The organism is Marinobacter maroccanus (assembly GCF_002933275.1).
Taxonomy (GTDB): Bacteria; Pseudomonadota; Gammaproteobacteria; order Pseudomonadales; family Oleiphilaceae; genus Marinobacter; species Marinobacter maroccanus.
In genome coordinates, this window is sequence record NZ_PSSX01000008.1 from 126,392 (window position 1) to 151,267 (window position 24,876).

20 protein-coding genes and 1 pseudogene are annotated in these 24,876 nt (G+C 59.0%); 5 read left to right on the plus strand and 16 right to left on the minus strand.

Translation table 11 applies throughout. The features are described from left to right. Positions 1–3 precede the first annotated feature (3 nt). The 5 genes from KEHDKFFH_RS11100 to KEHDKFFH_RS11120 are packed head-to-tail and all read right to left on the minus strand — an operon-like array spanning position 4 to position 6,614. Positions 4–771: a DUF3726 domain-containing protein gene (locus KEHDKFFH_RS11100; RefSeq protein ID WP_104321984.1), complete on the minus strand. Its 768-nt coding sequence runs from the start codon at positions 769–771 to the stop codon at positions 4–6. Continuing rightward, the gene (locus KEHDKFFH_RS11105; RefSeq protein WP_104321985.1) at positions 768–2,498 is read right to left on the minus strand and encodes a hypothetical protein; all 1,731 of its coding nucleotides are present in this window, start codon (positions 2,496–2,498) and stop codon (positions 768–770) included. The genes KEHDKFFH_RS11100 and KEHDKFFH_RS11105 overlap by 4 nt, the downstream gene beginning before the upstream one ends. A gap of 3 nt (positions 2,499–2,501) precedes the next feature. Then, positions 2,502–4,121 carry a BCCT family transporter gene (locus tag KEHDKFFH_RS11110; protein ID WP_104321986.1) on the minus strand — a complete coding sequence of 540 codons (1,620 nt, stop codon included), beginning with the start codon at positions 4,119–4,121 and terminating at the stop codon, positions 2,502–2,504. A 37-nt stretch (positions 4,122–4,158) separates the two neighbouring features. Then, positions 4,159–5,160, minus strand: a complete 1,002-nt coding sequence (locus tag KEHDKFFH_RS11115; protein ID WP_192875778.1) for a membrane dipeptidase — start codon at positions 5,158–5,160, stop codon at positions 4,159–4,161. A gap of 11 nt (positions 5,161–5,171) precedes the next feature. Beyond that, positions 5,172–6,614, minus strand: coding sequence for an aldehyde dehydrogenase family protein (locus KEHDKFFH_RS11120; RefSeq protein ID WP_104321987.1), 1,443 nt, complete (start codon positions 6,612–6,614; stop codon positions 5,172–5,174). A 124-nt stretch (positions 6,615–6,738) separates the two neighbouring features. On the opposite strand from KEHDKFFH_RS11120, the gene KEHDKFFH_RS11125 reads away from it, so the two are divergent. The 3 genes from KEHDKFFH_RS11125 to KEHDKFFH_RS11135 all read left to right on the plus strand — a co-directional run bounded on the left by KEHDKFFH_RS11125 (position 6,739) and on the right by KEHDKFFH_RS11135 (position 9,133). After that, positions 6,739–7,626, plus strand: a complete 888-nt coding sequence (locus tag KEHDKFFH_RS11125) for a LysR family transcriptional regulator (RefSeq protein WP_104321988.1) — start codon at positions 6,739–6,741, stop codon at positions 7,624–7,626. Between the two features lie 144 nt (positions 7,627–7,770). After that, positions 7,771–8,721 (plus strand): hypothetical protein, encoded by a 951-nt coding sequence (locus tag KEHDKFFH_RS11130; protein ID WP_104321989.1) that lies wholly within the window; start codon positions 7,771–7,773, stop codon positions 8,719–8,721. 91 nt (positions 8,722–8,812) lie between these two features. Beyond that, the gene (locus KEHDKFFH_RS11135; RefSeq protein WP_104321990.1) at positions 8,813–9,133 is read left to right on the plus strand and encodes a hypothetical protein; all 321 of its coding nucleotides are present in this window, start codon (positions 8,813–8,815) and stop codon (positions 9,131–9,133) included. Between the two features lie 12 nt (positions 9,134–9,145). Here the strand turns inward: KEHDKFFH_RS11135 and KEHDKFFH_RS11140 are convergent, their stop codons facing one another. From KEHDKFFH_RS11140 to KEHDKFFH_RS11165, 6 genes are all read right to left on the minus strand, one after another. After that, entirely contained in the window at positions 9,146–10,948 is a 1,803-nt protein-coding gene (locus KEHDKFFH_RS11140; protein WP_104321991.1) for an AMP-dependent synthetase/ligase, read from the minus strand. After that, positions 10,945–11,754, minus strand: a complete 810-nt coding sequence (locus KEHDKFFH_RS11145; RefSeq protein WP_104321992.1) for an ABC transporter ATP-binding protein — start codon at positions 11,752–11,754, stop codon at positions 10,945–10,947. Before KEHDKFFH_RS11145 ends, KEHDKFFH_RS11140 begins: the two co-directional genes overlap by 4 nt. An 8-nt stretch (positions 11,755–11,762) precedes the next feature. After that, the gene (locus tag KEHDKFFH_RS11150) at positions 11,763–12,971 is read right to left on the minus strand and encodes an ABC transporter substrate-binding protein (RefSeq protein ID WP_104321993.1); all 1,209 of its coding nucleotides are present in this window, start codon (positions 12,969–12,971) and stop codon (positions 11,763–11,765) included. 71 nt (positions 12,972–13,042) lie between these two features. After that, positions 13,043–14,086 carry a branched-chain amino acid ABC transporter permease gene (locus tag KEHDKFFH_RS11155; RefSeq protein WP_104321994.1) on the minus strand — a complete coding sequence of 348 codons (1,044 nt, stop codon included), beginning with the start codon at positions 14,084–14,086 and terminating at the stop codon, positions 13,043–13,045. Position 14,087: 1 nt separating this feature from the next. Further along, on the minus strand, positions 14,088–14,966 hold the full coding sequence (locus KEHDKFFH_RS11160; protein WP_104321995.1) for a branched-chain amino acid ABC transporter permease: 879 nt from the start codon (positions 14,964–14,966) through the stop codon (positions 14,088–14,090). Next, positions 14,966–15,781 (minus strand): ABC transporter ATP-binding protein, encoded by an 816-nt coding sequence (locus tag KEHDKFFH_RS11165; RefSeq protein WP_104321996.1) that lies wholly within the window; start codon positions 15,779–15,781, stop codon positions 14,966–14,968. The genes KEHDKFFH_RS11160 and KEHDKFFH_RS11165 overlap by 1 nt, the downstream gene beginning before the upstream one ends. Before the next feature lie 251 nt (positions 15,782–16,032). On the opposite strand from KEHDKFFH_RS11165, the gene KEHDKFFH_RS11170 reads away from it, so the two are divergent. Next, positions 16,033–16,809, plus strand: a complete 777-nt coding sequence (locus tag KEHDKFFH_RS11170; RefSeq protein ID WP_104322016.1) for an enoyl-CoA hydratase/isomerase family protein — start codon at positions 16,033–16,035, stop codon at positions 16,807–16,809. 42 nt (positions 16,810–16,851) lie between these two features. On the opposite strand, the pseudogene KEHDKFFH_RS20535 reads toward KEHDKFFH_RS11170, so the two are convergent. Next, positions 16,852–17,997, minus strand: a pseudogene (locus tag KEHDKFFH_RS20535) (GGDEF domain-containing protein); the annotation flags it as partial. A gap of 140 nt (positions 17,998–18,137) precedes the next feature. On the opposite strand from KEHDKFFH_RS20535, the gene nfsA reads away from it, so the two are divergent. After that, the gene (nfsA, locus tag KEHDKFFH_RS11180; protein WP_104321997.1) at positions 18,138–18,875 is read left to right on the plus strand and encodes an oxygen-insensitive NADPH nitroreductase; all 738 of its coding nucleotides are present in this window, start codon (positions 18,138–18,140) and stop codon (positions 18,873–18,875) included. A gap of 15 nt (positions 18,876–18,890) precedes the next feature. Here nfsA and KEHDKFFH_RS11185 read toward each other — a convergent pair whose 3' ends face one another. From KEHDKFFH_RS11185 to KEHDKFFH_RS11200, 4 genes are read right to left on the minus strand one after another with little or no spacing between them, the layout of a single operon-like run. Further along, on the minus strand, positions 18,891–21,710 hold the full coding sequence (locus KEHDKFFH_RS11185) for an FAD-binding and (Fe-S)-binding domain-containing protein (RefSeq protein WP_104321998.1): 2,820 nt from the start codon (positions 21,708–21,710) through the stop codon (positions 18,891–18,893). Further along, positions 21,707–22,378: a LutC/YkgG family protein gene (locus KEHDKFFH_RS11190; RefSeq protein WP_104321999.1), complete on the minus strand. Its 672-nt coding sequence runs from the start codon at positions 22,376–22,378 to the stop codon at positions 21,707–21,709. The genes KEHDKFFH_RS11185 and KEHDKFFH_RS11190 overlap by 4 nt, the downstream gene beginning before the upstream one ends. Then, on the minus strand, positions 22,375–23,826 hold the full coding sequence (locus KEHDKFFH_RS11195; RefSeq protein ID WP_104322000.1) for a LutB/LldF family L-lactate oxidation iron-sulfur protein: 1,452 nt from the start codon (positions 23,824–23,826) through the stop codon (positions 22,375–22,377). The genes KEHDKFFH_RS11190 and KEHDKFFH_RS11195 overlap by 4 nt, the downstream gene beginning before the upstream one ends. Then, entirely contained in the window at positions 23,823–24,662 is an 840-nt protein-coding gene (locus tag KEHDKFFH_RS11200; protein ID WP_104322001.1) for a (Fe-S)-binding protein, read from the minus strand. Before KEHDKFFH_RS11200 ends, KEHDKFFH_RS11195 begins: the two co-directional genes overlap by 4 nt. Between the last annotated feature and the right edge of the window lie 214 nt (positions 24,663–24,876).

Genomic DNA, 24,876 nt, shown 5'->3' on the forward strand with positions numbered 1-24,876 from the left:
TGTTCAGTCGTTATCACTGGTACCTGCACCGGCACCGCTTCGGGACGCGTCGGTCGCCTCGACCAGCAGTCGGTCGGCCAGGGATTTCAGGTTATGCCAAAGCTCGTCATCGATATCCATGCCCTCCACCAGCGCCCTGTCTCTTTGTCTTTCGAGATCCTCTTCGGTCTGGCGCATCAGATTGGTCAGCTCGTATTCCGAACGCAGGCTTGGCAATAAATCGACGTGGTTGGCCATGATCAGGGTAATGCCATCGTTCTTCTCGGTGTCGTCAGGCGTTTTCTCCAGACTGTAGAGACAGATCTCGGGGACCGGGTGCCCCGCCTTGAACCCGACCACCAGTTCTGTAAGTGGGTCGTGGGCATTGCGCCAGAAGGCCGTGACATTCATGCCCCGGCGGGCAAGCCGCGACAGGTAGCCAATAATCAGGATGCGATTGTGGCAGTGGCGAATCTTGGTAACCGACAGCCCTCGCCCCCGTGCCCTGGCATACCCCAACTCCACAGCAAGACTCGCGTTGCCGAGAATACTGTGATTGTGGGCATCAAGGACGCTGAAGTCTTCATCCTGATAGACCAGGGTTGGCGATTCGTTATGATCCTCAGCCAGAAGAAACCTGAGTCCCTTTTTCAGCGCTTCGACGCCGCCCAGGCCATGGGCTTCCATCCAGGCGACCATTTCAGCCGCGTCAATGGCATCACCCTCGGCAAAGCCGATTCCGATAAACGCTTTCCTGCCTATACCCTGAAGTTCATTGAAGGAGACTTTCATGACAGGTTCAGCTCCGGTTCCACGGGAAAGCTCCAGTCGTCGAGTTCAGCAAGTCGCGCCTTGTCGGTGCCATGATCGCTGAAGAGTTCGCAGAACAGGGGCGCGCCCTGGAACATGGTTACTCTCACCCAACGGTCGGATTTAGGATCAAACCGGCTGGCACCGAAGAACGACAGCTTCGTTCGCAGAAGATGCATGGGCTTCATGTCCCGATGCCAGAGGTTGGCCTGGATCTCACCGTAAGGTGTGGCGGCCATGGTCTGGATCCGGCGCACGCATTCTTTCTGCCGGGGATGGGCCATCAGAAACTCGACTATGGAACCCCGGGGGCTGCGGTCAAGAAACGCATCCAGCAACTGATGGGTGCGATGGATCCTTGGCCCAATGGCAAGGGGCATCTCTTTTTCCGCGCCCGGTTCACTGGCGCGCACGCCCAGTCTTGGCTCTTCCTTCTCGGCAGAGCGGTACCAGAACCAGTACTGGTGGTCCGGATTCTTGGGGTCGTAGTCCAGCGCCCAGCCAAACCGCGCCTCAATTTCCTGCTTCAGCGTTGCCGCCCGCATTTCCGGCTGCAGTTCCAGTATTTCCTCACAGCCGAGCTCATCCTCAACCGCATCGATCAGATCCGGATACAACTCGATCAGCAGGGTATTGATCAGTTCCTGGGCCTCCAGTGAGCACTGTTTGTCGGCCCACACCAGTAAATCGCTCCAGAGGGTCGGGGTGGCCGGGGTCCTTTCCAGCCATTCGATAACCGAATCAATGGAGACAACCGTCGCCTCATTGCGCCGGGTCTGCTCGGCATCCTCGGTGACAGTTTCCAGAAAGTGCCGGTGGGCCCTTTTTAGCAACGCCAGAAGTTCACGCCGGCTGGCGTCGTCGGGCAGTTGTTCACGGGCATAGGCCAGAGCCCGCTCACGACAGTACACCCATTGCTGGATCAGTTGAGGGTGATTGATCAGAAACGGCGCCATGCCAAGCCCGGTGGAATTACCGATGCCCAGGTAACGCTGCAAGGATGGATGCAGGGCAACAGCCCGCTCAGGCGAGCGGCTCCTGGCAAGATGCTCTACCTGTTGCACCGAAAAGTGGCGCAACAGGTAGACCGCAAACATCTGCGCCGAGAAGGGCCGATTGAAATCGGGATTGTTCTGCAGGCGAGCGTAATCCGCAATCCCGAATTTCCCGTTACCGTAGACCGCCGTGGTTCGGTACAGATAACCGACCCGTGTCAGCCAGGCCGGATCAGGCTGGCGGCCGGCGGCCAACGCATCAACAAAGTGACCAAAGTTCCTGAGGCTCTTGTTGGCGCGCGACAGCACCAGCAATCGAGGATGTTGACGGCCCGCCTCCTGCAACGGCACGTTGGCCGCCATCTGCTCAAGAAGGCTGTCTTCCACTTCCCCTTCCAACAGCGCAAAGGTGACATCCCAGGCCTCCGCGATCACGCGGTCGGACCGGAGTTCCGGATCCAGATGCTGTGAGAACACCACACCATGATAGGTGTGGTTCGGGGTGTTAAGACGGTAGATCACAACTCCGTGACCATCGGCATCCAGGTCAAAACGAACCGTGGTGACCGTCCAGTCCTCCCGTGCCATCTGGCGAACCAGGCTGCGGCAAAAGCTCAGACGACTGGCGTGCAGGCTCCCGAGTCTGACCAGGTTCATCACCTGGTCAGAGGGGCGGAGCTGAAGTTCAGGCTTTGCATCCAACGGGGTTGCCATGTATCAGACTCCTGAGCTCTCGGACGAGCCCGTCGTCGCAACAACCAGCGCCACTTCACCCTTGGGCGGAACAATGCCCTGCTCTCGAGCCATGGCGTACGCAGACTTGGGGCCGATATACAGCGATGGCAGCAGGATCAAGGACACCGGTATGGCCGTAATTACAATGAACTGCTGCAATGCACTGATCTGACCTGCCCCCATGTACAGCAGCACTGCTGCCATCAGTGCCATGGCGACGCCCCAGAAGGCACGCACGATTGGCTCGGGCGCATCATGGCCGGCACTTACCACGGCGATGGCGTAGCTCATGGAATCGCCGGTAGTAGCGACAAAGATAGTCGTCAGCAGCAGAATCGCCAATGCCATCATGGCGCCGCCCGGCAGGGCTTCGGCTATGGTGAGTGTGGCAACATCAAACTGGAAGTTGTTGAGGGCCTCGGTCAGATCGATCGCGCCGGTGATCTGGTAGAAAATCCCGGAACCACCAAGCAGGGTGAACCAGATGGTGGTGGCAACCGGTGCCATGACGCCAACTGCGAGAATCATCTGGCGGATGGTGCGTCCGCGGGAGATCCGGGCGACAAAGATGGCCATCAACGGTCCGTAGCCCAGGAACCAGGCAAAGAAGAACACCGTCCACCACTGCATCCACCAACCTTCAGCGGTGCCCGACGTTACCGTGGCCATCGAGAAAAAGGAGCTGATGTATTCGCCAAAGCCCTGGGTGTAGGCATTGGTCAGGAACAGCGTCGGGCCGAAAATAAAGATCACGGCAGCAATCGCCAGGGCAAGAAACACGTTGAAACGGCTCAGCAGCTGAATCCCCCGGTGAATACCGGTCATCGCTGAAGTCACATACACACCGGCAAGGACGCCCAGTATGATCAGTTGGGTGCCATAGCCCTCGGCAAAACCGAACAGCTCATGCAGACCAAAGCTGACCTGGGTGGCCAGAAAACCGATCGGCCCAACGGTACCGGCAACCACCGCAATCACACAGGCAGCGTCAACACAGCCGCCGAACCAGCCTTTCATCACCCTTTCACCAAACACCGGATACAGCAGGGTTCGCGGTTGCAGAGGCTGGCCTTTCACGTAGTGGGCATGGGCCAGGACGATGGCAGACAGCGTCCCGAGAATTGCCCAGGCCAGGAAGCCCCAGTGCATGAAGGACTGGGCCAGCGCAGGTGCAACCGCCTCTGCCGTACCCGCTTCCGTATCGAATACCGGAGGCGTGACAACGAAGTGGTAGACCGGCTCACCCGCCGCGAAGAAAACGCCACCCCCGGCAAGCAGGGTGCACATGATGATGGACAGCCATTTGAACGTGCTGAGCTCCGGCGTATCGAGGTTGCCCACTTTGGCACTGCCGGCCGGCGAAATCGCCACCCCCATCGCTATCAGGAAGGTGAGCAGCAACAGTAGCTGAAAGTAAGAACCGAGATATTTAGCGGTCCAGGCGAAGCCGTCGCTGATCAGCCCCGCCGTCCACTGAATGTCGTACAGAGATAGGCCGAGAAAGAGCAGGATGAAGCCCACGCTCAGGCCCAGGACAATTGGATCGCCGAAGCGCTTGATGCCTGTTTCCGGGATAGCTATGGAGCTGGCTGAGTTTGTCATGACGATTACCTGTTGTTGTTTTTGGAACAGTGTGTAATCAGAACGCGGCGTTTACGGCGGGCCGCGTGCCGTCGGTTAACTGCTTGAGCCAGTTTCGGCCCATGATTTTGTCAATTTCCTCGTGGTTGAACCCCTTCTGACGGAGGCCCTCCACAATATTCGGAAAGTGACGGTTGTCGCTGAACCAGGCCAGCGGAGAAGGCCATCCGGCATTCGACTGGCTACCCTCGCCGTAGTCCATGGCTTTGGTCCAGCGCCCGTTACGCATCCACGTCAGCACCGATTCCGGCTGGGCCTGGCAAAGGTCCGTACCCATGCCGATGTGATCGATCCCCATCAGCTCGGCGGTATCGGCCACCATGCCGCAGAATTCGTCCAGCGTGCAGTCAGGCCCGTTCCTGAGGTGGAACGGATACACTGAAAAGCCCAGAATGCCGCCGCTTTCGGCGATGGCACGCAACACCGTATCGGACTTGTTGCGCTTGGCAGGGTGAAAGCTGGCCGGATTGGCGTGGGAGATAATGACCGGCCGCTCTGACAGCTCAATCGCTTCCAGCGTGGAGCGCTCCGCGCTATGAGACATATCGATCAGCATCCCCACCCGGTTCATCTCCCGGATCGCCTGCCGGCCAAACCGGGTAATGCCGCTGTCTTCTGCTTCGTAGCAACCACAGGCCAGAAGACTCTGGTTGTTGTAGGTAAGCTGCATGATCAGCAAGCCCAACCGGCGCATGATGGCCACCAGGTCGATATCGTCCTCAATCGGCGAACAGTTCTGGGCCCCGAAGAAAATACCGACCCGGTTTGTTTCCCTGGCCAGTTCGATATCGCTGGCCTCAAAAACCGGCATGATCAGGTCGGAGTGCTCCTCGAAGCGACGCTGCCACTCGCCGAAACGCAGAAGGGTTTCACGGCAATTTTCGTGGTATACGAGCGTGGCGTGCACTGCATCAACGCCGCCCTCCCGCATTTGTTCAAAAATGGCTCTCGACCAGTTGGAATACTGCAGGCCATCAATGGTTAGCACAGACTTTGACATGGCTGCAGACCTCAGGCCTTGGTGTAACAGGTTTTGATCACCGTATAGAACTCACGAGCATACTGGCCCTGTTCCCGGGGCCCGAAGCTGGAGTCCTTTCTGCCACCGAACGGCACGTGATAATCGGTGCCAGCAGTCGCCAGGTTCACCATTACACAACCGGTCTCGGCCCGGGCCTTGAAGTCAGAGGCGCGTTGCAGGGAGCGGGTAATCAGGCCGGCGGTGAGGCCGTAATTGGTATCGTTCAGAGTCGCCAATGCCGCGTCGTAATCCGGAACCCGAATGACACAGGCAACGGGACCGAACACTTCATCGCGGTTGATGCTCATGTTGTTGGTGGTGTTGGTGAACAGCACCGGCTGCATGTAATAACCGTCTGCATCCACGTTGACGTGGTCACCACCGAAGGCCATGGTCGCGCCCTCTTCCAGCGCCACGCTGACCCAGCGTTGATTGGCTTCCAGCTGGCTCTTGCTGGCTATCGGGCCGATAGCGGTGCCGTCGGACAGAGCCGGGCCAACTTTTGCGCCGGCCAGCTTCGCCGTCAGCTTGTGCACGAACTGGTCGTGTACAGCATCCACAACAATCAGTCGGGAAGACGCCGTGCACTTCTGCCCGGACCCGGAGTAGGCGCCGGCGAAGGCCGCTTCCACCGCCAGATCCAGATCGGCATCGTCGAGCACGATCAGGGCATTCTTCGAACCCATTTCCAGCTGGCATTTCACCAGGTTGGCGGCGGTAGCCGACGCTACCCGCTGACCGACCTCAAGGGATCCGGTAAAGGTAATCGCCTGCACATGGCGGCTGGTGATCAAGGCTTCGCCGGCTTCGCGGCCATTGCCGGTCACCAGATTGAAGGTGCCCGCTGGCAGATTCTGGCGGCTGATAATTTCTGTCAGCGCCCAGGCACTGGCAGGCACCAGATTGGCGGGCTTGAACACCACAGCATTGCCAAACGCCAGGGCGGGCGCAATCTTCCAGACCGCGGTGGCCATGGGGAAGTTCCAGGGGCTGATCACGCCAACCACACCCAGCGGTTCGCGACGGGTCTCTATCTCAACGCCGGGGCGCACCGAAGCGACCCGGTCATCGATCTGTCGAAGCACTTCAGCTGCGTAGTACTGGAAGAATTGTCCGGAGCGATAGACCTCACCCTTGCCTTCTGCCAGGGGCTTGCCCTCTTCTCTGGACAAAAGCTCACCGAGCTCATCCTTGCGGGCGATCAGCTCATTGCCAATTGCCATCAACACGCTGTAGCGGGCCTCCAGAGCGGTTTCTGCCCAGATTTTCTGGCCAGCCTGTGCCGCACTGATGGCTTGCTTTACCTGCTCAGCGCTGGCCTGGTCATAGTGGCCGATAGTGTCGCTCAGGTCTGAAGGGTTCTGGTTGGGCTGGGCAGCATGGGCGCCTGCAACCCACTCGCCGCCGATATAAAGTGCGTGTGAATTTGGCATGGGTTCCTCCTTATATGATCCCCCAAGCCTAGATGCTCCAGATAAATAAGGATAATCAAAAATATCGTGTTTTTAGTAAGTTTTTCTTATACCTTAAAGAGGAAACAGACTGGGGCGTGTGCAAATGTCGATCGAACTCAAGATTCAGCCTCTACGCTACGTATTGGCGGTACGGGAAGAAGGCAGCTTTCACGGCGCAGCCCTGAAACTCCATCGGAGCCAGCCGGCACTCTCCATGGCCATTGGTGATTTGGAAGAAAAGCTGGGCCAGCCCCTGTTCGAGAAGACTCACAAAGGGCAATTAACCCCGTTTGGCGATTATTGCCTGCCCAGATTCCGGGAGCTGATCAACCAGCACGACAGGCTGGCAAGCGAACTTCAACAGATGGCCAAAGGGCACCAGGGGCGGGTGACGCTAGCCACGGTACCCTCGGTTGCCAGCCGGCTGATGCCTGAATTTCTCGCAGCTTTCGTCGCCCAGTACCCCGACATCAACATCAATCTTCATGATGAAAACGCAGAATTCGTCTGTCGACTGGTGGCCAATGGTGAAGTGGATCTTGGAATCAGCAGCATGTGGGTCCAGGATGAAGCCCTGGCCTTCAGCCCGCTTTTCGAGGATAACGTGGGCGTGGTCATGCGCAAGGACCATCCTCTGGCGGGAAGGCAAAGGCTGAAATGGCAGGAGCTGACAGAGGAGCGTTTTATTGCCAACGGCACTTCCCGGCTTCTGAAGCACACGGCCGCCGCCAGCCTGGTCGACAACAACGACTTCTTTATCTCCAACATGATTTCCCTGCTTGCCATGCTGGAAGCCGGCAGTGGCATCACCACGCTCCCGCGCCTCGCCTTCCCCGTGGCCAACGACAAGCTTTGCTTCGTTCCGCTGAGTGAACCGAAACTGGTACGCCAGATTGGCATCATCAAACAGGCCTCTCGCTCGCTGTCACCTTCCGCCCAGGCTCTGGAAAAGATGATTCATGCCGAATTGGCTGGCATGGCGATTTCCTGAAGCCAGAGTGCAGTTCAGCCCTTTGTCACTGCGAACAGGAGTTTCTCCTGGCTCGCTTTACCTGATTTTTACACCCTGTTGACGGAGCCATCCGGATAACCCTGCGATCATTCCGGACAACAGGATCCAATTCAGGAGTGGTTTATGGCAACCAGCAAAGCGGTGCTGATACTCAGTGTTCTCGTGATGGGCCTGACCGGCTGCAAGGTCACTACTTCAGACGATCATCATTACCCGGATTCCGGTGGCTTCGTTTCCGGCCTGTTTTACGACGCACGGGATACCGGCCGGCACTACCCCACGAATTCCTGGGCATTGGCCAGCGACGCTGAAGCCTGCCGAGGCGAATCTCTGTATTTCGAAACCCACAGTGGTCGGGTACGGGTCTATGGCTCGCCGGCTTACAGCGAGACCTCATTCCGGGCTGCCGCCTCGGAGCTTGAACGGCGGATCGACGGCGTGCTGAGCCGGTTCCAGTTACGCTGGTCCGATTTTGTCGAGGACCGCAGCGCTGCTGCCCCCTACCCCCGACAGGTGGTCGGATGCCTCAGCCCCGAGGTGCCACACACCGAGTTTGTTTCAGCCTCAATGGGCGCCGTGGCCTTCAATCCGTATTACGGCCAGTGGCCTTATGAGACCGGCCAGATTGTGGCCCATGAGCTGGCCCATTTCATCCAGGAAAACCTTTCCCGATATGATGCCAGTTACAGCCTGCTTCCCTACTGGTTTGCGGAAGGGCAGTCCGTTGTCGTTGCAGGCGAACCCATTGCCCCGGTCTACCAGCACTATGACTACGACCCTCTCTGGGATGTGACTCCGATTGATGCTGCAAACGCCCCGTATCGCTTCGAGCATTACGGCCTGGCCTACCGCTACCTGGAAAAGGCCAATGGCCCACTGGCGATGACGGTTTTGCTGGAAATGGTTCAGGTGCTGGACTGGGACGGCGGTTTCTATGGCGAGGTCAGCACGGGAGAGTCCGGGGCCTTTGTGGAAGCGTTCAATTCAGCAGGTTTGGTGGACCACAGGAATAACTACCTGAGTTTCCAACGATTTCGAAGTGACTACCACGACCTTCTGAACAGCAGTTATTAAACAACCGCGCCCTGAACTGGATTAAATCTGTCCAATCAGGGATAATTCCGGCCGTTTTTTAACCAGCTGTGTCGTTTGGTAGTCTCTGGTCATGACCATTTTCAGTGCTCTTCAGTTAATTATCTTTTCTGTCCTGTTGCTCAACACCGTGCACCTGATGCCGGCCTTTGGTCGTTTACTCAAAGGCGCTGAAACGGCATTCCAGTCCGGGTATCTCTGCGCCATGCTTACCGTGCGCCTGGCCCGCAATATCCTGGGCCTGGTCCTGGTAACCGCCAGCACCGCGCCCAACCCGGAAATCCACGCCCTGGTGCCCAAGGGCATCCTGTTGTTCCTGGTTTTGGCGGTACTCAATGCCGCACTGACCCAGTATATGGAACGCATCCGGGTGGAAGAAGGCGCCCGTTTCTAGGCCGCCTCACTCTCAGGCGTAAAGCGATTCGATCACGTCGGTGTATTTCTCGTAGATGTTGCTCCGGCGCACCTTCATGGTGGCCGTCACTTCGTCGTCGTCGTGATCCAGTTCCTTGGTAAGCAGGTGGAAGCGCTTGATCTGAGCCACTTGCGGCAGCTGTTCATTACCCCGGTTTACCTCGTTCTGGATCAGCTCGTTCACCCGATCCTGCTCGGTCAGGCTCCGGAACGTGGTGTAGGCAATCCGCTCCTGCTCCGCCCATTTGGCCACCGTGTCGAAGTCAATCTGGATCAACGCGGACACATACTTTCTGGCCTCCCCTATGACAATGCACTCCTTGATATAGGGACTGGCCTTGATGGTGTTCTCGATCTCCGTCGGTGACAGGTTCTTGCCGCCAGCCGTGATCATGATGTCTTTCAGCCGGTCGACAATCTTGAGTTGGCCGTCCCGCCATTCACCCACGTCGCCGGTGTGCAGCCAGCCATCCTTCAGGGTTGAAGCCGTGGCCTCGTCGTTCTTGTAATAACCCTTGAACATGCTGCCACCACGCATGATGATCTCGTTGTGTTCCCCGAGCTTTACCTCGACACCGGAAACAGCCACCCCAACCGTTCCCAGATGCACATCGTCAATCAGCTGCGCCGTGGCAACACCGGTACTTTCCGTCTGGCCATAGACTTCCACCAGGGGAATGCCAATGGTGCGGAAGAATTCGAGAATGCCCGTGGAAATGGGCGCCGCCCCGGTAAGCGCGATGGAGCATCGGCGCAGGCCGATAAAGTTCTGCAACGCGCGGAGCACCAGCCAGTAGCTCACGCCGTACAGGCAGCGTTCCTTCAGACTCCACTGCGTTCTGGGCTTCGTGGCCATGGGTGAACACACGCGGATGGCCCAGTTGAATAACGCCTGTCGGAACCGCCCGGTCTCCTGGATCTTGATGTAAATGGAAGAATGCAGCTTCTCCCAGATCCTCGGTACCCCCAGGAAAAAGGTCGGCGCAATTTCCCGCAAATCTTCCTGAATGGTCCGCAGGCTCTCACCAAAGCTGACCGTACTGCCCACATAAACCGGCGCAATATTGGTAAAGGCCTGTTCTGCAACATGGCACAGGGGCAGGTAGGAGAGGCTGGATCCATGTTCATCGGCCTGCAACAGCTCAATCAGTCCCGGCGCCGCCGCATGCAGGTTCTGCCAACTGATCATGGCGCCTTTCGGTCGACCGGTGGAGCCGGAGGTGTAGATCATCAGGGCGGTGTCATCCATTTGCTGGCTATCCAGCAACTCATCCACCAACCCGGGATGCTGCTTTTCAAACTCCCGGCCGCGGGCCTCGATGTCCTCGAACGCCGACGGCGGCTTCGGGTAATAACGCAGGCCTTTCATATCAATGGCAATGCAATGCTTCAGCTTTGGCAGCTCTGGCCAGGCTTCCAGCACCTTGTCCGTCTGTTCCTGGTCTTCACAGATCACGAACTCTGCGTCGCTGTGCTCCAGCACGTAAGCCACTTCGTTCCATGGGCTGGTGGGATAGACGCCGACACAAATGCCCTGAACCAGGCCGATCCCCATCTGACCAATGACCCACTCCACCCGGTTTTCCGAGATGATGGCCACATGGCCGCCTGGCTCAAGCCCCATGGCGCGCAGACCCAGCCCGAAATGCCGGGCCCGCCGGTAGTAATCCTGCCAGGAATAGGCCTGCCAGATACCGAAATCTTTCTGGCGCAGAGCAAGGGCGTCCGGTCGCTCGAGTGCGTGAGCCCGAAGCATTTGGGTGAGCGTGAGTTCAGGTATGGAAGGCATTGTCATGATAGCCACCGTTTACGGCGTTTGTAGTGCTTGATGTCTCGATAACTGCGGGCCTCACCTTCCTTGCCACCCACACCCAGATAGAATTCCTGAACATCCTCATTGGCCGTAAGCTTGTCCGCCGGGCCGTCGATCACGATCTTGCCGTTCTCCATGATGTAGCCATAGGAGGCAATGGCCAGCGACACCGCGGCGTTCTGTTCCACCAGAAGAATGGCAGTGCCCTGTTCCCGATTGATTCTGGCCACGATGGTAAAAATCTCCTCCACCAGCAGCGGGGCCAGGCCCAGGGACGGTTCATCCAGCATGATCAGGTCTGGCTGGGCGATCAGCGCCCGGCCCAGGGCCAACATCTGCTGCTCGCCCCCGGACAGGTAGCCGGCCAGCTGTTTGCGGCGCTCCTTCAGGCGGGGAAAGTAGTTATAGACCAGTTCGTAGCTGTCACTGAGGGACGGCTTGCTGCCACTGAGGGCGTAGGTGGCGGCTATCAGGTTTTCTTCCACCGTGAGGTCCTCAAACACCCGCCGCCCTTCCATCACGTGGAATAGCCCGTTGCGCACCAGCTTTTCAGGGGGTGTGCCTTTCACATCCTGGCCCTTAAAACGGACTTCACCGGCGGTCACCTCGCCGTCTTCCAGGGTCAGCAGCCCGGAGACGCTTTTCAGGGTGGTGGATTTACCGGCACCGTTGGAGCCAAGGAGCGCCACAATGGCACCCTTCGGCACCCGCAGTGACAGGCCCCGAAGGACCTGCACTGACTTGTTGTAGACCACCTCGATATTGTCAATTTCCAGTAAGGCTTCCATACAGCCCCTCAGTCGAGGTGAATCCAGTCCGATACCGGCTCATAGCGGCCTTCGTCCGCGTTTACCCGCCAGATACGGCCCACCGGGAAGGACATGTCGCGCACGGTAACCGGAATCCCGATGATACCGCCGGTGTCCCAGTCCTCAATGGAGGCCAGGGCCTCTGCCATGTTATCCCCGGTCAGCTCTTTACCGGCATCCAGGGTGCGCTTGACCACTTCGGTCCAGACCATGGCGTTGAACCAACCCTGCATGTAACCGGTGGGACGGTAGCCCGCTTCGGGGTCGCTCTTCTCTGCCTGGGCCCGAAGGGCATCCAGCATCGGGCCGCTTTCCTCGCTGTCGTAGTAGTTGTAGGGCATCACGCCCATGTAACCATCGGCATCTGCCCCCATCTTGTCGATGATGAGTTTGTCAGAGGACCAGAAGGTGCCCATGAACTGGGTATCCAGACCCATCTGACGCATCTGCACCATGAACTCGTTGATCGGTGACAGCACGTAGCCGTGGAACACCACGTAATCCGGGCGCACCCGGCGCAGTTTCAGAACCTCAGCCGAGACGTCCACACTGCCGGGCTTGGTGACGATCTCTTCCACCACTTCAATCCCCAGCTCGGCGGCGCGGGCTTTGCCATTTTCGATCGGATCCTTGCCAAATTCGGTATCGCTGTAGACAAACGCGACGTTGGGCATATCGCCGCCTTCACCCTGAGACGCAATATACTCGAGGATAATCCCGAACATCTGGCTGTAGTTGGGTCCGGGAATGAACTGGTACGGATAGGTTTCGTTGTCAGTCAGCACGGTGGCGAACGACGCACCGCTCATCAGGGTGTTGCCCTGGCTGTTGAGCTCCGAGGCAATCGCCTTCATGAAACCGGTGCTGTCACCATAATAGGTAGCCGGGGAGCTGCTGCCGGAAATCTTCTTGAACGCTGCGACCGATCGGTCCACCTCGTAGGCGGTGTCTTCCATGACATATTTTACCGGATGGCCATTGATGCCGCCCTGGCTGTTGATCCAGTTGGTGTAGTCGGTCAGACCCGCGTGGATGTGAATACCGGCAAACGCAAAGACACCGGAGAGCGGAATGGAGCCGCCGAACACGATGGGCTCCTTATCCTGTGCCATCGCGGGGGCAGCGACTGTCAACGCAGCGACCAGGCTACCAAGCCCGGCAAGCCGGCGACCTTTTTCGAGGATGTTTCTGAACATGTTTCTTCTCCTTGCTGCTTCTTGTTGTTGGTGGTGCGTGGGTTCCTGGTAGCGAACCCGTTGAAACACGATTAATTCTTGAATGGCCACAGGCGGAAGAAACGGCGGATACGGTGCCAGATCTCCGCCAGGCCATGGGGTTCAAAGATCAGAAAGCCCACGATCAGGGCACCAAAGATGATTTCCAGCATCGGCGACATGAACACCGGTGCGTTGGGATAGAAAGGCGTCAGCGCGGCGGTCAGCAGTTTCAGAGCTTCCGGTACCAGGGTCATGAAGGCAGCCCCGAGAATGCCACCCAGCAGATTACCCATGCCGCCGACAATCACAGCCGCCAGATAGAAAATGGACATGGAAAGCGGAAAACTCTCCGGAGTCACCACCCGATAGAAGTAGGCAAACAGACCGCCGGCTACCCCTGCGTAAAAAGAACTCAGGGCAAAAGACATCAGCTTGTAGCGCAGCAGGTTAATCCCGAGAATCTCGGCAGAAATATCCCGGTCACGGATGGCGATAAACGCCCGGCCAATCCGGGTTCGGAACACGTTCCTGGCCGCCAGCACCATCAGCACTGCCAGCGGTACGATGATGAAATACATGCTGAAATCGCTCTGGAACGTGAGCCCGAACAGGTGCGCCGGCTCCAGGCTCAGGCCGCCCATCCCACCGGTTACCGATTCCCACTCGGCGAAGATGAAATGCAGGAACACGCTCGCCGCCAGAGTCGCAATGGCCAGATACAGTCCCTTCACGCGTAGCGAAGGGAGCCCCACCAGAATACCGACGGCGGCGGCCATCAGACCGGCCAACACCAGTGTCACCGGGAATGGCAGTGCGGTATTTATCGACAGCCAGGCAACGGTATAGGCGCCCACCCCCATAAACCCGGCCTGCCCGAGGGAAATCAGCCCGGTAAAACCGGTCAGGATATTCAGGCCGGTAGTACTGATCACGGCGATGCCAACCAGGCACCCCAGGTACAGCAGGTAGGAGTCCACCACAAAAGGGAATACCAGCAAGATCAGCAGGAAGAATCCCAGCCACAGTTTCTGGGTCTGGCTGGTCCAGATTGCCTCATCGGCCTCGTAACTCTGTTTTGCGTCACCGATGCGCATCTTAAACTCGCTCTATTTCGTGGGTGCCGAATAGGCCGTAGGGGCGGATCACCAGGATGACTGCCAGCACCAGGAAAGTTGCCGGCATCCGGTATTCACCGCCGAGATAGGCACCGGCCACTGTCTCCAGCCAGCCGATGAACACGCCGGCCACCAGGGCTCCGAGAATGCTGTCCAACCCTCCAACAATCACCACCACCAGCACACTCAGGCCGATGATCCCGAATTGCGGGCTCAGCCCACCGGTGGCCGCCACCAGCACACCGGCCAGTGACGCCGCGAGAGAGCCGAACACCCACGCCATGTTGAAGACCCGGCGCACGTTGATGCCCATGGAATAGGCCGCCGCCTGATCCGAGGCAGTGGCTCTCAGGGCCACGCCACCCCGGGAGAACCGGAAGTACAACAGGTAGATGATCAGCAGGGCGGAACCAATGAGAAAGCCGTAGGCGATTTTGGGCGCCAGATACAGCTCACCAATGAACACCGGCTCCCTGGGCAGGAAATTGGGCAGCAGCTGGGGATCGGCCGTCCAGATGAACTCCACCAGGCCCACCAGGATGCTGGCGATACCGATGGTCACCATCACCACCGAAATTGGCGACTCGCCCAGCATTGGCCGGATCATGGTCTTTTCGATCACACCGCCCAGAATACTGCCGCCGATAACAGCCAGCGGGAGCGCAATCCAGGGCGACATTTCCATGCCGCCGGCAAACGCCAGGAACAGGTAGGCGGCGAACATCATGATCTCGCCGATGGCGAAATTGATGACCCTCGTGGCCTTGTAGATGATGACAAAGCCCAGGGCGATCAGCGCGTAAAGCCCACCCATGGCCAGACCGGCCAAGCTGATTTCGCCGAAGAACAACCAATCCATCAGGCGGCCTCCCCTTCGGCATTGAGCTTCTTCCGCAGGCTATCGATGTCGCTGTTGCCCAGGTACGCCTTGATGACTTCGGGATTGTTCTGAACATCCGCCGGCAGACCCTCGGTGATCACCTGGCCAAAATTCAGCACGGCAATGTGGTCGGAAATGTCCATTACCATGCCCATATCATGTTCCACCATAAGCACGGTGACGCCCCACTCCTCACGGATGTCGAGAATAAACCGGGCCATGTCCTCCTTCTCTTCCCGGTTCATACCCGCCACCGGCTCATCCAGCATCAATACTTTAGGCTGCATGGCCAGCGCCCGGGCCAGCTCGACACGCTTCTGAAGACCGTAGGAAAGACTCGCCACCGGTTGGCGGCGAATGTGATCAATTTCCAGAAAGTCGATAATCCGTTCTTCCACCTCTTTACGGACTTCCATTTCCTCACGCCGGGCCGGGCCGAAATAGGCCAGAGCGCTGAGCAGACCGCTCTTCATGTGCACATGGGCGCCGAGTTTGATGTTATCGAGTACGGTCATACCCCGGAACAGGGCAATATTCTGGAAGGTTCGGGCCAGACCCAGTGCGGCTCGTTTCGGCGGCTTGATACTGCCCGGCAGAGGCTGCCCCTGATAGCGGATGGTGCCCTGCTGGGGTTTGTAGAAGCCGGAGATGCAATTGAATAACGAAGTTTTACCGGCGCCATTCGGGCCGATAATGGTGGTTACGGTGTTCTCAGGCACCCGAAAGCTCACGTCCTGCAGCGCCTTCACACCACCAAACGACAGAGACAGGTTGCTGATTTCAAGGATGCTCACACTACCTCCCGGCACCCCTGGCGCCGGGTACACAGGCACGCGAATACGCCCTGACAATACCCATCTCACGCCCGAAGATGATTGTAATTTTTGTTGTTTCTTATAGCCGGGGGTTAGCCCCGATCAAGTTTTAAAGTAGTCCATTCAGGCAACATTAGGCAAACCCCTCTATCCTGTTACCCGACAGACAGCAATAATCAGTACGCAGGTTTCGGATCTTCAGACCTGCGGTATCGGGAGGGCAATTGACCATGACAGACACGCTGGTAACAACCGCATTTGATACCGAAACCGGTGTGGCCAGATTAACCTTCAATCGCCCGGAGGCCCTGAACGCCATCAATGTGCCCCTGGCCAAAGCCTTTCTCGAGGCGGTTCAAGAAATCAACAAGCTTTCCGGTGTTCGCTGTATCGTTCTTACGGGCGCAGGACGAGCGTTCATGGCCGGTGGTGATGTATCCAGCATGGCCGGCACGTCGGAGCAGGCAGGGGCAGCCATCAGCGCGATCCTGGATGCCGTCAATCCCGCCGTCCTGCTCCTTCGCAGCATGGATGCGCCTGTAATCGCTGCGGTCCGGGGCATAGCCGCCGGCGCAGGGCTCAGTCTCACGCTGATGGCCGATCTGGTGATCGCCGAGGAAGGCGCGAAATTCCTGGTGGCCTACAACGGTATTGGTGCGGTTCCAGATTGCGGGGGCAGCTGGGCCCTGGCTCACAAACTTGGCGCTGGCCGGGCGGCGGAGCTGATGTTGCTCGGGCGCACCCTGAGTGCAGCGGAAGCGAGGGACTGGGGCATGGTCAACGACATTGCCCCTGACGGCGAATTCGAGAACCGGCTGAATCGTATGATCGAAAAAGTAGCCCAGGGACCAACCCGGGCCTACGGGGCCTTTCGCCAACTGATTGATCGGGCCAACGGCGACCAGCTGGCCGACCATCTGGAGGCAGAGCGCGCGGCGTTCCTTGAAATGACCCGGACCGAGGATTTCGCCGAAGGCGTGTCGGCGTTTCTGGCCAAGCGGCCGTAAGGGTTTCGCGGCCGCTGACGCTGGCACAAATACAGCGCGGTTGCGGCCGTCGCGTTTTGCCCGGTAAAGGGCTTTGTCCGCTGAAACCATGATGTGCTGGAAGTTGCCATGCTCCTGTGTAAGAGAGGCACCCCCGATGCTTGCAGACAGGTGGACCGGAATACCATCGACTTCTCGGCCAGCCTCAAAAATTCGTTGCAACAGGCGCCCGGTTACGGCCTCGATCGCCTCACGGTTGTTGTTGCGCAGCACGGCAGCAAACTCCTCCCCGCCCACACGTCCAATGATGTCGTCATCCCGGAGTTCGGCTTTCATCAGGTTCGCCACGATTCTCAGCACCTCGTCGCCAGTAGCGTGCCCCCAGCGGTCGTTGATCTGCTTGAAGTGGTCCAGGTCTATCATGAGGACAGTAATCAGTTTTCCCTCTTCCCGGGCTTTTTTAAACGCCAGCTTGCCCTCCCGGTAAAACGCCCGGCGATTGAACAGCTGGGTAAGCCCGTCCCGCTCCGCCAGCGCGACCAGAGCCTGTTCGGCACGAGTAAACGCCAGCAACGGAAGCGCCATGGCCGTAGCGCTCACCAGCAACAGGTGGTTCACCAGAATCAGTTTCAGCAGCACCTGGAGATCGAGCTGTGTGCTTCCGCTCACGGACACTGTGATCACCAGCACCTGGGCCATCATCAGCGTACCGTGAATGCCGAACAGCGTTTGCAGAATGCGAAGAGGCAGTCTGGGCCTGCGCTCAATCGAGCCCAGCCGGTAGATCGCCAGACTGAAGACCAATGCCGAGAACAGCGCAGTCAGGAATCTGGCAACAAGCGGATCCCATCCAGTACCGACAGCCAGGCCGAAAAGATAGAGTAGAGAGGCACCATAGATTATACGGGACGACCTTCTGGTGCCCACTATTGGCAAATCCACCAGTGCGTGTATTCCTGCAAGCACCAACAACGGGGAACCCCCAAGAACGAGATGGGCGATAAAAACGAAAATCCCCGGGGCGGCGGCCAGCTCATTGGTCACCGCTAGCGCGGTACCCATTACGAAACTCAGACAGGCGAGTGCCCAAAGCAGAAAACAGCGTTCCCGGTGGCGCAGGTGGTAGATCGCCCACAGCATCCCTCCGATCAGGAGGTTAATCATGACCGACGTGACCAGCAGCGTTGGCAGGTGCATGTTCAGGTCCATAAACGCACGGCATTCCAGGCTTGATAATGGCTTTTTCAGCGTATCAGCTTAACTTCTGAGCCTGCGCACCTGCTATGTAGCATTTGGTATGATAATTGTCACAGATTGGCACGACATCCATGAACTCACTGCGAGACCCCATGAATCCAACCATAGAACTTCTTAAATCCCACCGCTCTATTCGTAAATTCACCGGTGAAAAAATTCCGCACGACCTGCTCAGGGAGCTGATTCGCGCCGGCCAGTGCGCCGCCACCTCGAATCATGTGCAGGCCTACTCGATCATTCACGTGATTGATCCGGACAACCGCCGGAAAATCGCGGAGCTGGCCGGTGGCCAGAGCTACATCGCCGACTGTTCGGACTTTCTGGTGTTCTGTGCCGACATGCGGCGTTCAACCGATGCCGCGGGGCGAGCCGGGGCCGAGGTGGTGCGAGGGATGACGGAACAGTTACTGGTAGCCACCATCGACACCAGCCTGATGGCCCAGAATGTGGCGATCGCCGCGGAATCCGAGGGGCTCGGGCTGTGCTATATCGGGGGCATACGGAACAACCCGGCGGAGATCAGCGAGATACTGCGGCTGCCGGAGCATGTCTATCCGGTGTTTGGTATGTGCCTGGGCTACCCGGACCAGAATCCGGAGGTGAAGCCTCGACTGCCGGTGGAAGCCATTCTCCGGGAAGACGACTACTCCGACGCCCGGGACGAGGAGCTCGTTGCCGGGTTTGATCGCACCATGAACGAGTACTATCGGGAACGCACCGGTGGCAACAAGGACACCACCTGGTCCGAGCAGCTGAAGCCGCTGTTCACCTCGAAACTGCGGCCACACATGCGCGACTTCCTGCGCAAATGCGGCTTCGAGATGAAGTGACCGCCAGTCGGGGCACTAGGCGATCGCTTTCGGCCTGGTGACCCGATCCACCAGATACACCAGACCGTGGTAGTCGATACCGCTGTGCCGGCTAAGCCCGATCTCGCAGGTACGGCTCGTGGATATGCCTTCCTCACAGCCCGCCGTCTGCTCTGCCAGTGTTTTCAGAGAATGAGCGTTGAGCTCGGGCACGTTGAAGCCTTTATCCCCGGCAAAGCCACAACAATGGATGCCCTCGGGTACCACCACCTGAGTGCTGCAACGCCGGACCACATCGATCAGTCCGTCTGACTCACCCAGGTGCTGGGTGCTGCAGGTGACGTGCACCGCCAGCGGGGTCTGCTCCGGCTCGAAATCCAGGCGCTCGTAGAGATGATCACGAATGAACCGGACCGGATCAAACAGCGTCAGGCCGGCTTCTTCGGCGGCTTCGCGGATCTGCAGGGTACAGGGGCTGGTGTCGCAGTAGATCGGATCGACGCCATTCCGGCTGGCCCGCAACAGCGCCGAAATCAGCTCGTCTTTCTTTGTCGCCGCCTGGTCCGGATAGCCTTTGGAGGCAAAGGGCTGACCACAACACAGGCTGTCCAGCTCCTCCGGGTACACCACCTGGTATCCGCCCTTCTCCAGCAATCGTCGGGTTACCTCAATCAACGGCTCCTGTTGCTTGTCTCCCCTGGCCGGGCCCATGGTCCGGGATACACAGGCCGCCAGATAAACCACCCGGGGCCGGCCATCGGCCGGGGCCTGCTCTTCAGCCGGTGACACAAACCGTACCGGCTGGGGCAGGCTCGGATCCCACTGGGCCACCCGGCCACCAGACACTTTGCGAACGCCGGCACTGAGCCGGGTCAGCAGCGGCGCGCCCAAGAGTCTTTCGGCCGTGGATGCGCCGGCCAGGACAAAGCGGGTCGCTTTCAAAGCGCCGGCAAAATGTTTCGCCAGCTGATTGGCCACGGACTGGCCGGTGGCCTTCTCGCTTCTCAGCTTCCGCACCAGATCGCCGGTATTGATGCCTACCGGGCATCGCTGGGCACAAAGGCCGGTTGCGGCACAGGTATCCAGGCCATGGTACTGATAGGCCTTTTCCAGTTCGGTGGTGTCTTCACCGGCACGGCGGCGGGCCTGAATATCCCGCCAGATCACGATGCGCTGGCGCGGCGACAGGGTGAGGCTTTCCGAGGGACACACCGGCTCGCAGAAGCCACATTCGATGCACTTGTCCACCAGCGGATCGGCCTCGGGCATGGGCTTCAGATTCTTGAGATGGATCTGCGGATCTTCCGACAGCACTACATCCGGATTGAGCAAATTCTCCGGGTCCAGCAGACGCTTGATCTGCCACATCAGCTGCCAGGCATCGTGCCCCCATTCCAGTTCCACGAACGGCGCCATGTTACGGCCGGTACCGTGTTCCGCCTTCAGCGAACCACCAAACTCCACCGCCACCAGTTGCGCCACATCCTGCATGAAGGCTTCATAGCGGGCGACCTCCGCGGGGTCGTCAAAGCCCTGGGGGAACACGAAGTGCAGGTTGCCCTCCAGGGCATGCCCAAAGATGATCGCGTCGTCATAGCCATGCTTCACGAACAGCGCCTGGAGGCGGGTGACGCCTTCGGATAGCTGATCAATGGGGAAGGTCACATCCTCGATGATCACGGTGGTCCCGTTTGGCCTTACCGCCCCAACCGCAGGGAAAGTGCCCTTGCGGATGGCCCAAAGCTGATCGGACACTTTGGCGTCGCGGGTAAAATCCACCTGCTGCTCAAGGGGGAATTCTGCCAAAGCCTGCCTGATTCGCGTCAGCTGCTGATCCAGAATCTGCGAGGATGACGCCCGGGTCTCCACCAGCAGCGCGCAGGCGTTTTCCGAAACATCATGAATCCAGTCCGGCAGGCCGGGCTTGTCCTGAACCGAGCGAAGACTGCGACGATCCAGCAACTCCACGGCCGCTACCGGTTGTGAACGCAGCACCGACGCCGCCCGACAGCAGCTTTCAGCATCCCGAAACACCAGCAGGGCCGTGGCCTTGTCCGGATACTCGGGTACGGTGTTGTAGGTCACTGCGCTGACAAAACCCAGCGTGCCTTCGGAGCCCACCATCAGGTGCGTCAGGATGTCGAGTGGACAGGTAAAATCCACCAAGGCGTTCAGGGACAGGCCGGTGGTGTTCTTCAGGCGGTATTTGTGCCGAATGCGCTCCGCCAGCTCGGGATTCTCCCGGGTATTGATGGCCAGCTTTTTCAGGGCCGCCAACAGATCACCGTGGCTGTCGCGAAACGCCGAAACGCTTGCCGGATCCTCGGTATCCAGCACTGCGCCGTCCGCCAGCACCAGCCGCATACCGGCCAGCGTGTGGTAGCTGTTCTGGGCGGTGCCACAGCACATACCGCTGGCATTGTTCGCAACAATGCCGCCAATCTTGCAGGCGTTGATGGACGCCGGATCCGGTCCGATCTTGAAGCCCTTGGGTGCTAACCAGGCATTCGCCTGAGCGCCGATCACACCCGGTTGCAGACGAATCTGGCGGCCTTCTTCCCGGATGTCGTGGCCGTTCCACTGATCGCCCAGAACGATCAGGATCGAATCACTGATCGCCTGTCCGGAAAGGCTGGTACCGGCGGCCCGGAAGGTCACCGGGACCTTGTGGCGGCGGGCGATGGCCAGAAGATCGACAACCTCTGCCTCATCCTGAACCCGCACCACCACCTTGGGAATCAGCCGGTAAAAACTGGCGTCGGTTCCGAACGCGAGGGTGGACACCGGATCGTTAAAAACCCGGTTTTCGGGAATCCGTTGCCGGATATCGGCCAGCACTTCCGGGGTAAAAGTCATGCATCCTCCAGAACCAGCACAATGAGCTCACGGGGGCCGTGGGCACCGTAGGCCAGCACCTGTTCGATGTCCGCGGTCTTGGACGGGCCAGACACCAGCAGAACGTTTGTTGGCAGCCCGGCCGCCCAGTCCTGGGACACCATCATGTCATACAGATTGTCATGAATCTCGCTGGCCTTGAGCAGGGCAATGTGTACCGGCGGTACCAGGCTCATCAGGCGCGGCTCATGGCGATCCGGCCAGAGCACGAGCGTGCCGGTGGCGGCGATCCCACCCAGGGTGCCGGTCAGGCTGGCCTCCACATTCCAGAACAGCTCTTCTTTCCAGGCTTCCACCGGCTGATCATAAGCCAGTAACTCGACCCTCTGCTCCGTGGCCTCGAAGTAAGCCTGCAGCGCCCGGCCATGTTCCTTCGCCGGTGCGCACAACAGGTTGGTGAGATTGCGTTTGTTCAGAAGTTCCGCCACCAATTCCGGCCAGTTGTCAGAACGGCACTGATGCACTTCAGTGTGAACCGCTTCCATGAGGCTGCGCAACCGGGCGATCCGGTCTCCCGGCGCATAGCGCCAGGGCTTGGTCACCAGCCGCTCGTCGAACTCGTCGGGGCGGGGTGTTGTGCCGGCGAGGCTGTCTCTCAACTTACCAAGAATATTACCGCGCGCGCTCATGATGGCCGGCCTCCGTTCTGATCAAGATGCCGCGCCGCCAGATCATGCAGGGAACGGCGGGCGGGCACCGGTGCGCTGTGATTCTCGGTCCAGGGGCCGGCCTTTTTCGGCGCCAGCGCCCGGAAGCGTGTCGCAGCCCAGAGAAAACTGCGATACAGCGCCGGCCGGGTATTGAGCATCTGCCAGCCACGCCAGATCCACCGCTCCGTCCGGGAATATTTGGCGCCGCCACCTTTCACCTGCTGCGGCTGCTCCGGATCCTTCACATTTTCCTGGCGCAAGCGTTGCAACAACTCGGGGATCGGTATTTTCACCGGGCACACCTCACCGCAGGCTCCGCACAGAGAGGAAGCACTGGGGTGGTCCGGGACCTTGTCCAGGCCGGCCATGTGCGGCGTGATGATCTTGCCAATGGGGCCTGGGTAGACCTCGCCGTAGGTGTGGCCGCCCACCCGGGTATACACCGGGCAGTGGTTCATACAGGCGCCGCAGCGGATGCAGTTCAGGGTCTGGCGCATCTGGGCATCGGCAAAAGCGCCGGTGCGGCCGTTATCCAGCAGCACCAGGTGCACCTCTTCCGGGCCGTCCAGTTCGTCGGGCTTGCGGGGGCCGGAAATCAGGTTCACGTAGGTGGTAATGGGCTGACCCAGGGCTGAGCGGGTCAGCAAGGACACCAGTGGCACCACGTCCCTCAGGTTCGGCACCACTTTTTCGATACCCGTTACCGCAATATGCACCGGCGGCGCCGTGGTGCTCATCCGGCCGTTACCTTCGTTTTCCACCAGCAGCAAGGTGCCGGTTTCGGCGACGGCGAAGTTCACTCCGGAAACACCCACATCCGCTTCCATGAATTTCCGGCGCAGGGTCCGGCGACCAATCTGGATCAGCTGGTTAACGTCTTCGGTCTCCGGCTCGCCCAGTTTGTCGTGGAACAGCTTGGACACCTGCCGCGCGTTCTTGTGGATCGCCGGCATAATGATGTGGGAGGGCTTTTCGTTGTCGAGCTGAACAATGTATTCCCCCATGTCGGATTCCAGGCATTCAATGCCCCGCTCCGCCAGGTAGTCATTCATCTCCATCTCTTCGCTGACCATGGACTTGCCTTTCACCACCTGGCTGCCCTTGCGGGCTTCGATGATGTCGTGCACCAGGTTGTTGGCTTCCTCGATGGTCTCTGCCCAGTGAACCTTGATGCCGTTTTCAGTGAGCTTCTGTTCAAGCTGTTCCAGCAAGTCCGGCAGACGGGACAGCGCACCAGCCTTGATACGATTCCCCAACTCCCGCAGGCCTTCGCGTTCGTCGGCGTCTGGAAAAGCGTTGGCCCGCTTGGTCATCAGCGAGTCCATTGCCACCCGGAAATTTTCGCGCAACTGCCCGTCCGCGAGGGCTTCTTCGGCACGGCCCCGGAAATCCGGGGTCAGTTCGGTAACCGGAATACGCTGGCTCATGCCACCTCCCCTGCACTGGCACCATTGATCCGCTCCCACAGGAAACTGGCCAGATGCCGGCCCCGGAAGTTCTGTTTCTGTTTCTCCAGGGAACCGTTGATGTTCATCAGGCAGCCGCCATCGGCGGTGACCATTTCCACCGCCCCGGAGTCCATCAGCGAGCGGGTCTTGTCTTTGACCATGGCACCTGAGACTTCCGGCATCCGCACCGAGAAAGTGCCGCCAAACCCGCAGCATTCGCTTTCATGGTCGTGATCGACGCGCTCGACCCCTTCAAGCTGCTGCAGAAGCTCGCGGGCATGAAGGTGGGTATTCATTTCCCGGCGCGCTGAGCAGGAGGTGTGCAGGGCGATCCTGCTGGGCGCGCCCCGGTCAGCCAGCTGCACCTTGCAGACTTTCAGCAGAAACTCGGTCAGCTCGAAGGTGCGCTCGGCCAGAGCTTCCACCCGTTTGAGCGTGTCCGGCTCGTCGGCAAACAACGCCGGGTAATGGTGCCGGAACATCCCGGCACAGGAGCCGGACGGCACCACTACCGGCAGACCCGATCGATCGAGAATGTCCAGCTGTTTGCGTGCCACGGCTTTGGCCTCATCCCGGTATCCCGAAGTCCAGGCGGGTTGCCCGCAACAGCTCTGCTCTTGCGGGAAATGCACACGCACACCTTCCCGCTCCAGCAGGCGGATGGCGTCCAGCCCGGCTTCCGGGAAGAACAGATCCACCACACAGGTACCGAACAGCGTGACCGCTTCCGACTTCTCCGGGTAATGCCGGTCGGCTTCCCGCTCGGGCGATACCCGGGTGGCATTGGGGGCGGCATCGTAAAACAGTTGGCTCATTGATTGCGCCTCAAGACAGTCTCAAACAGAAAAACTTTAAATTGGTATTACCAATTGACATTGCATAATAACCAAGGTATTCGAGACCGGCTGTCGATGTCAAAATTTTTCGCGGAAGGCTTCACTCTGAACAGCAAACATACATCGGCGCTTGGCCTAGGACTTGCTCTGTGTTATTGGTATTACCAATAAATTCTAAGACAGGAAATTCTTT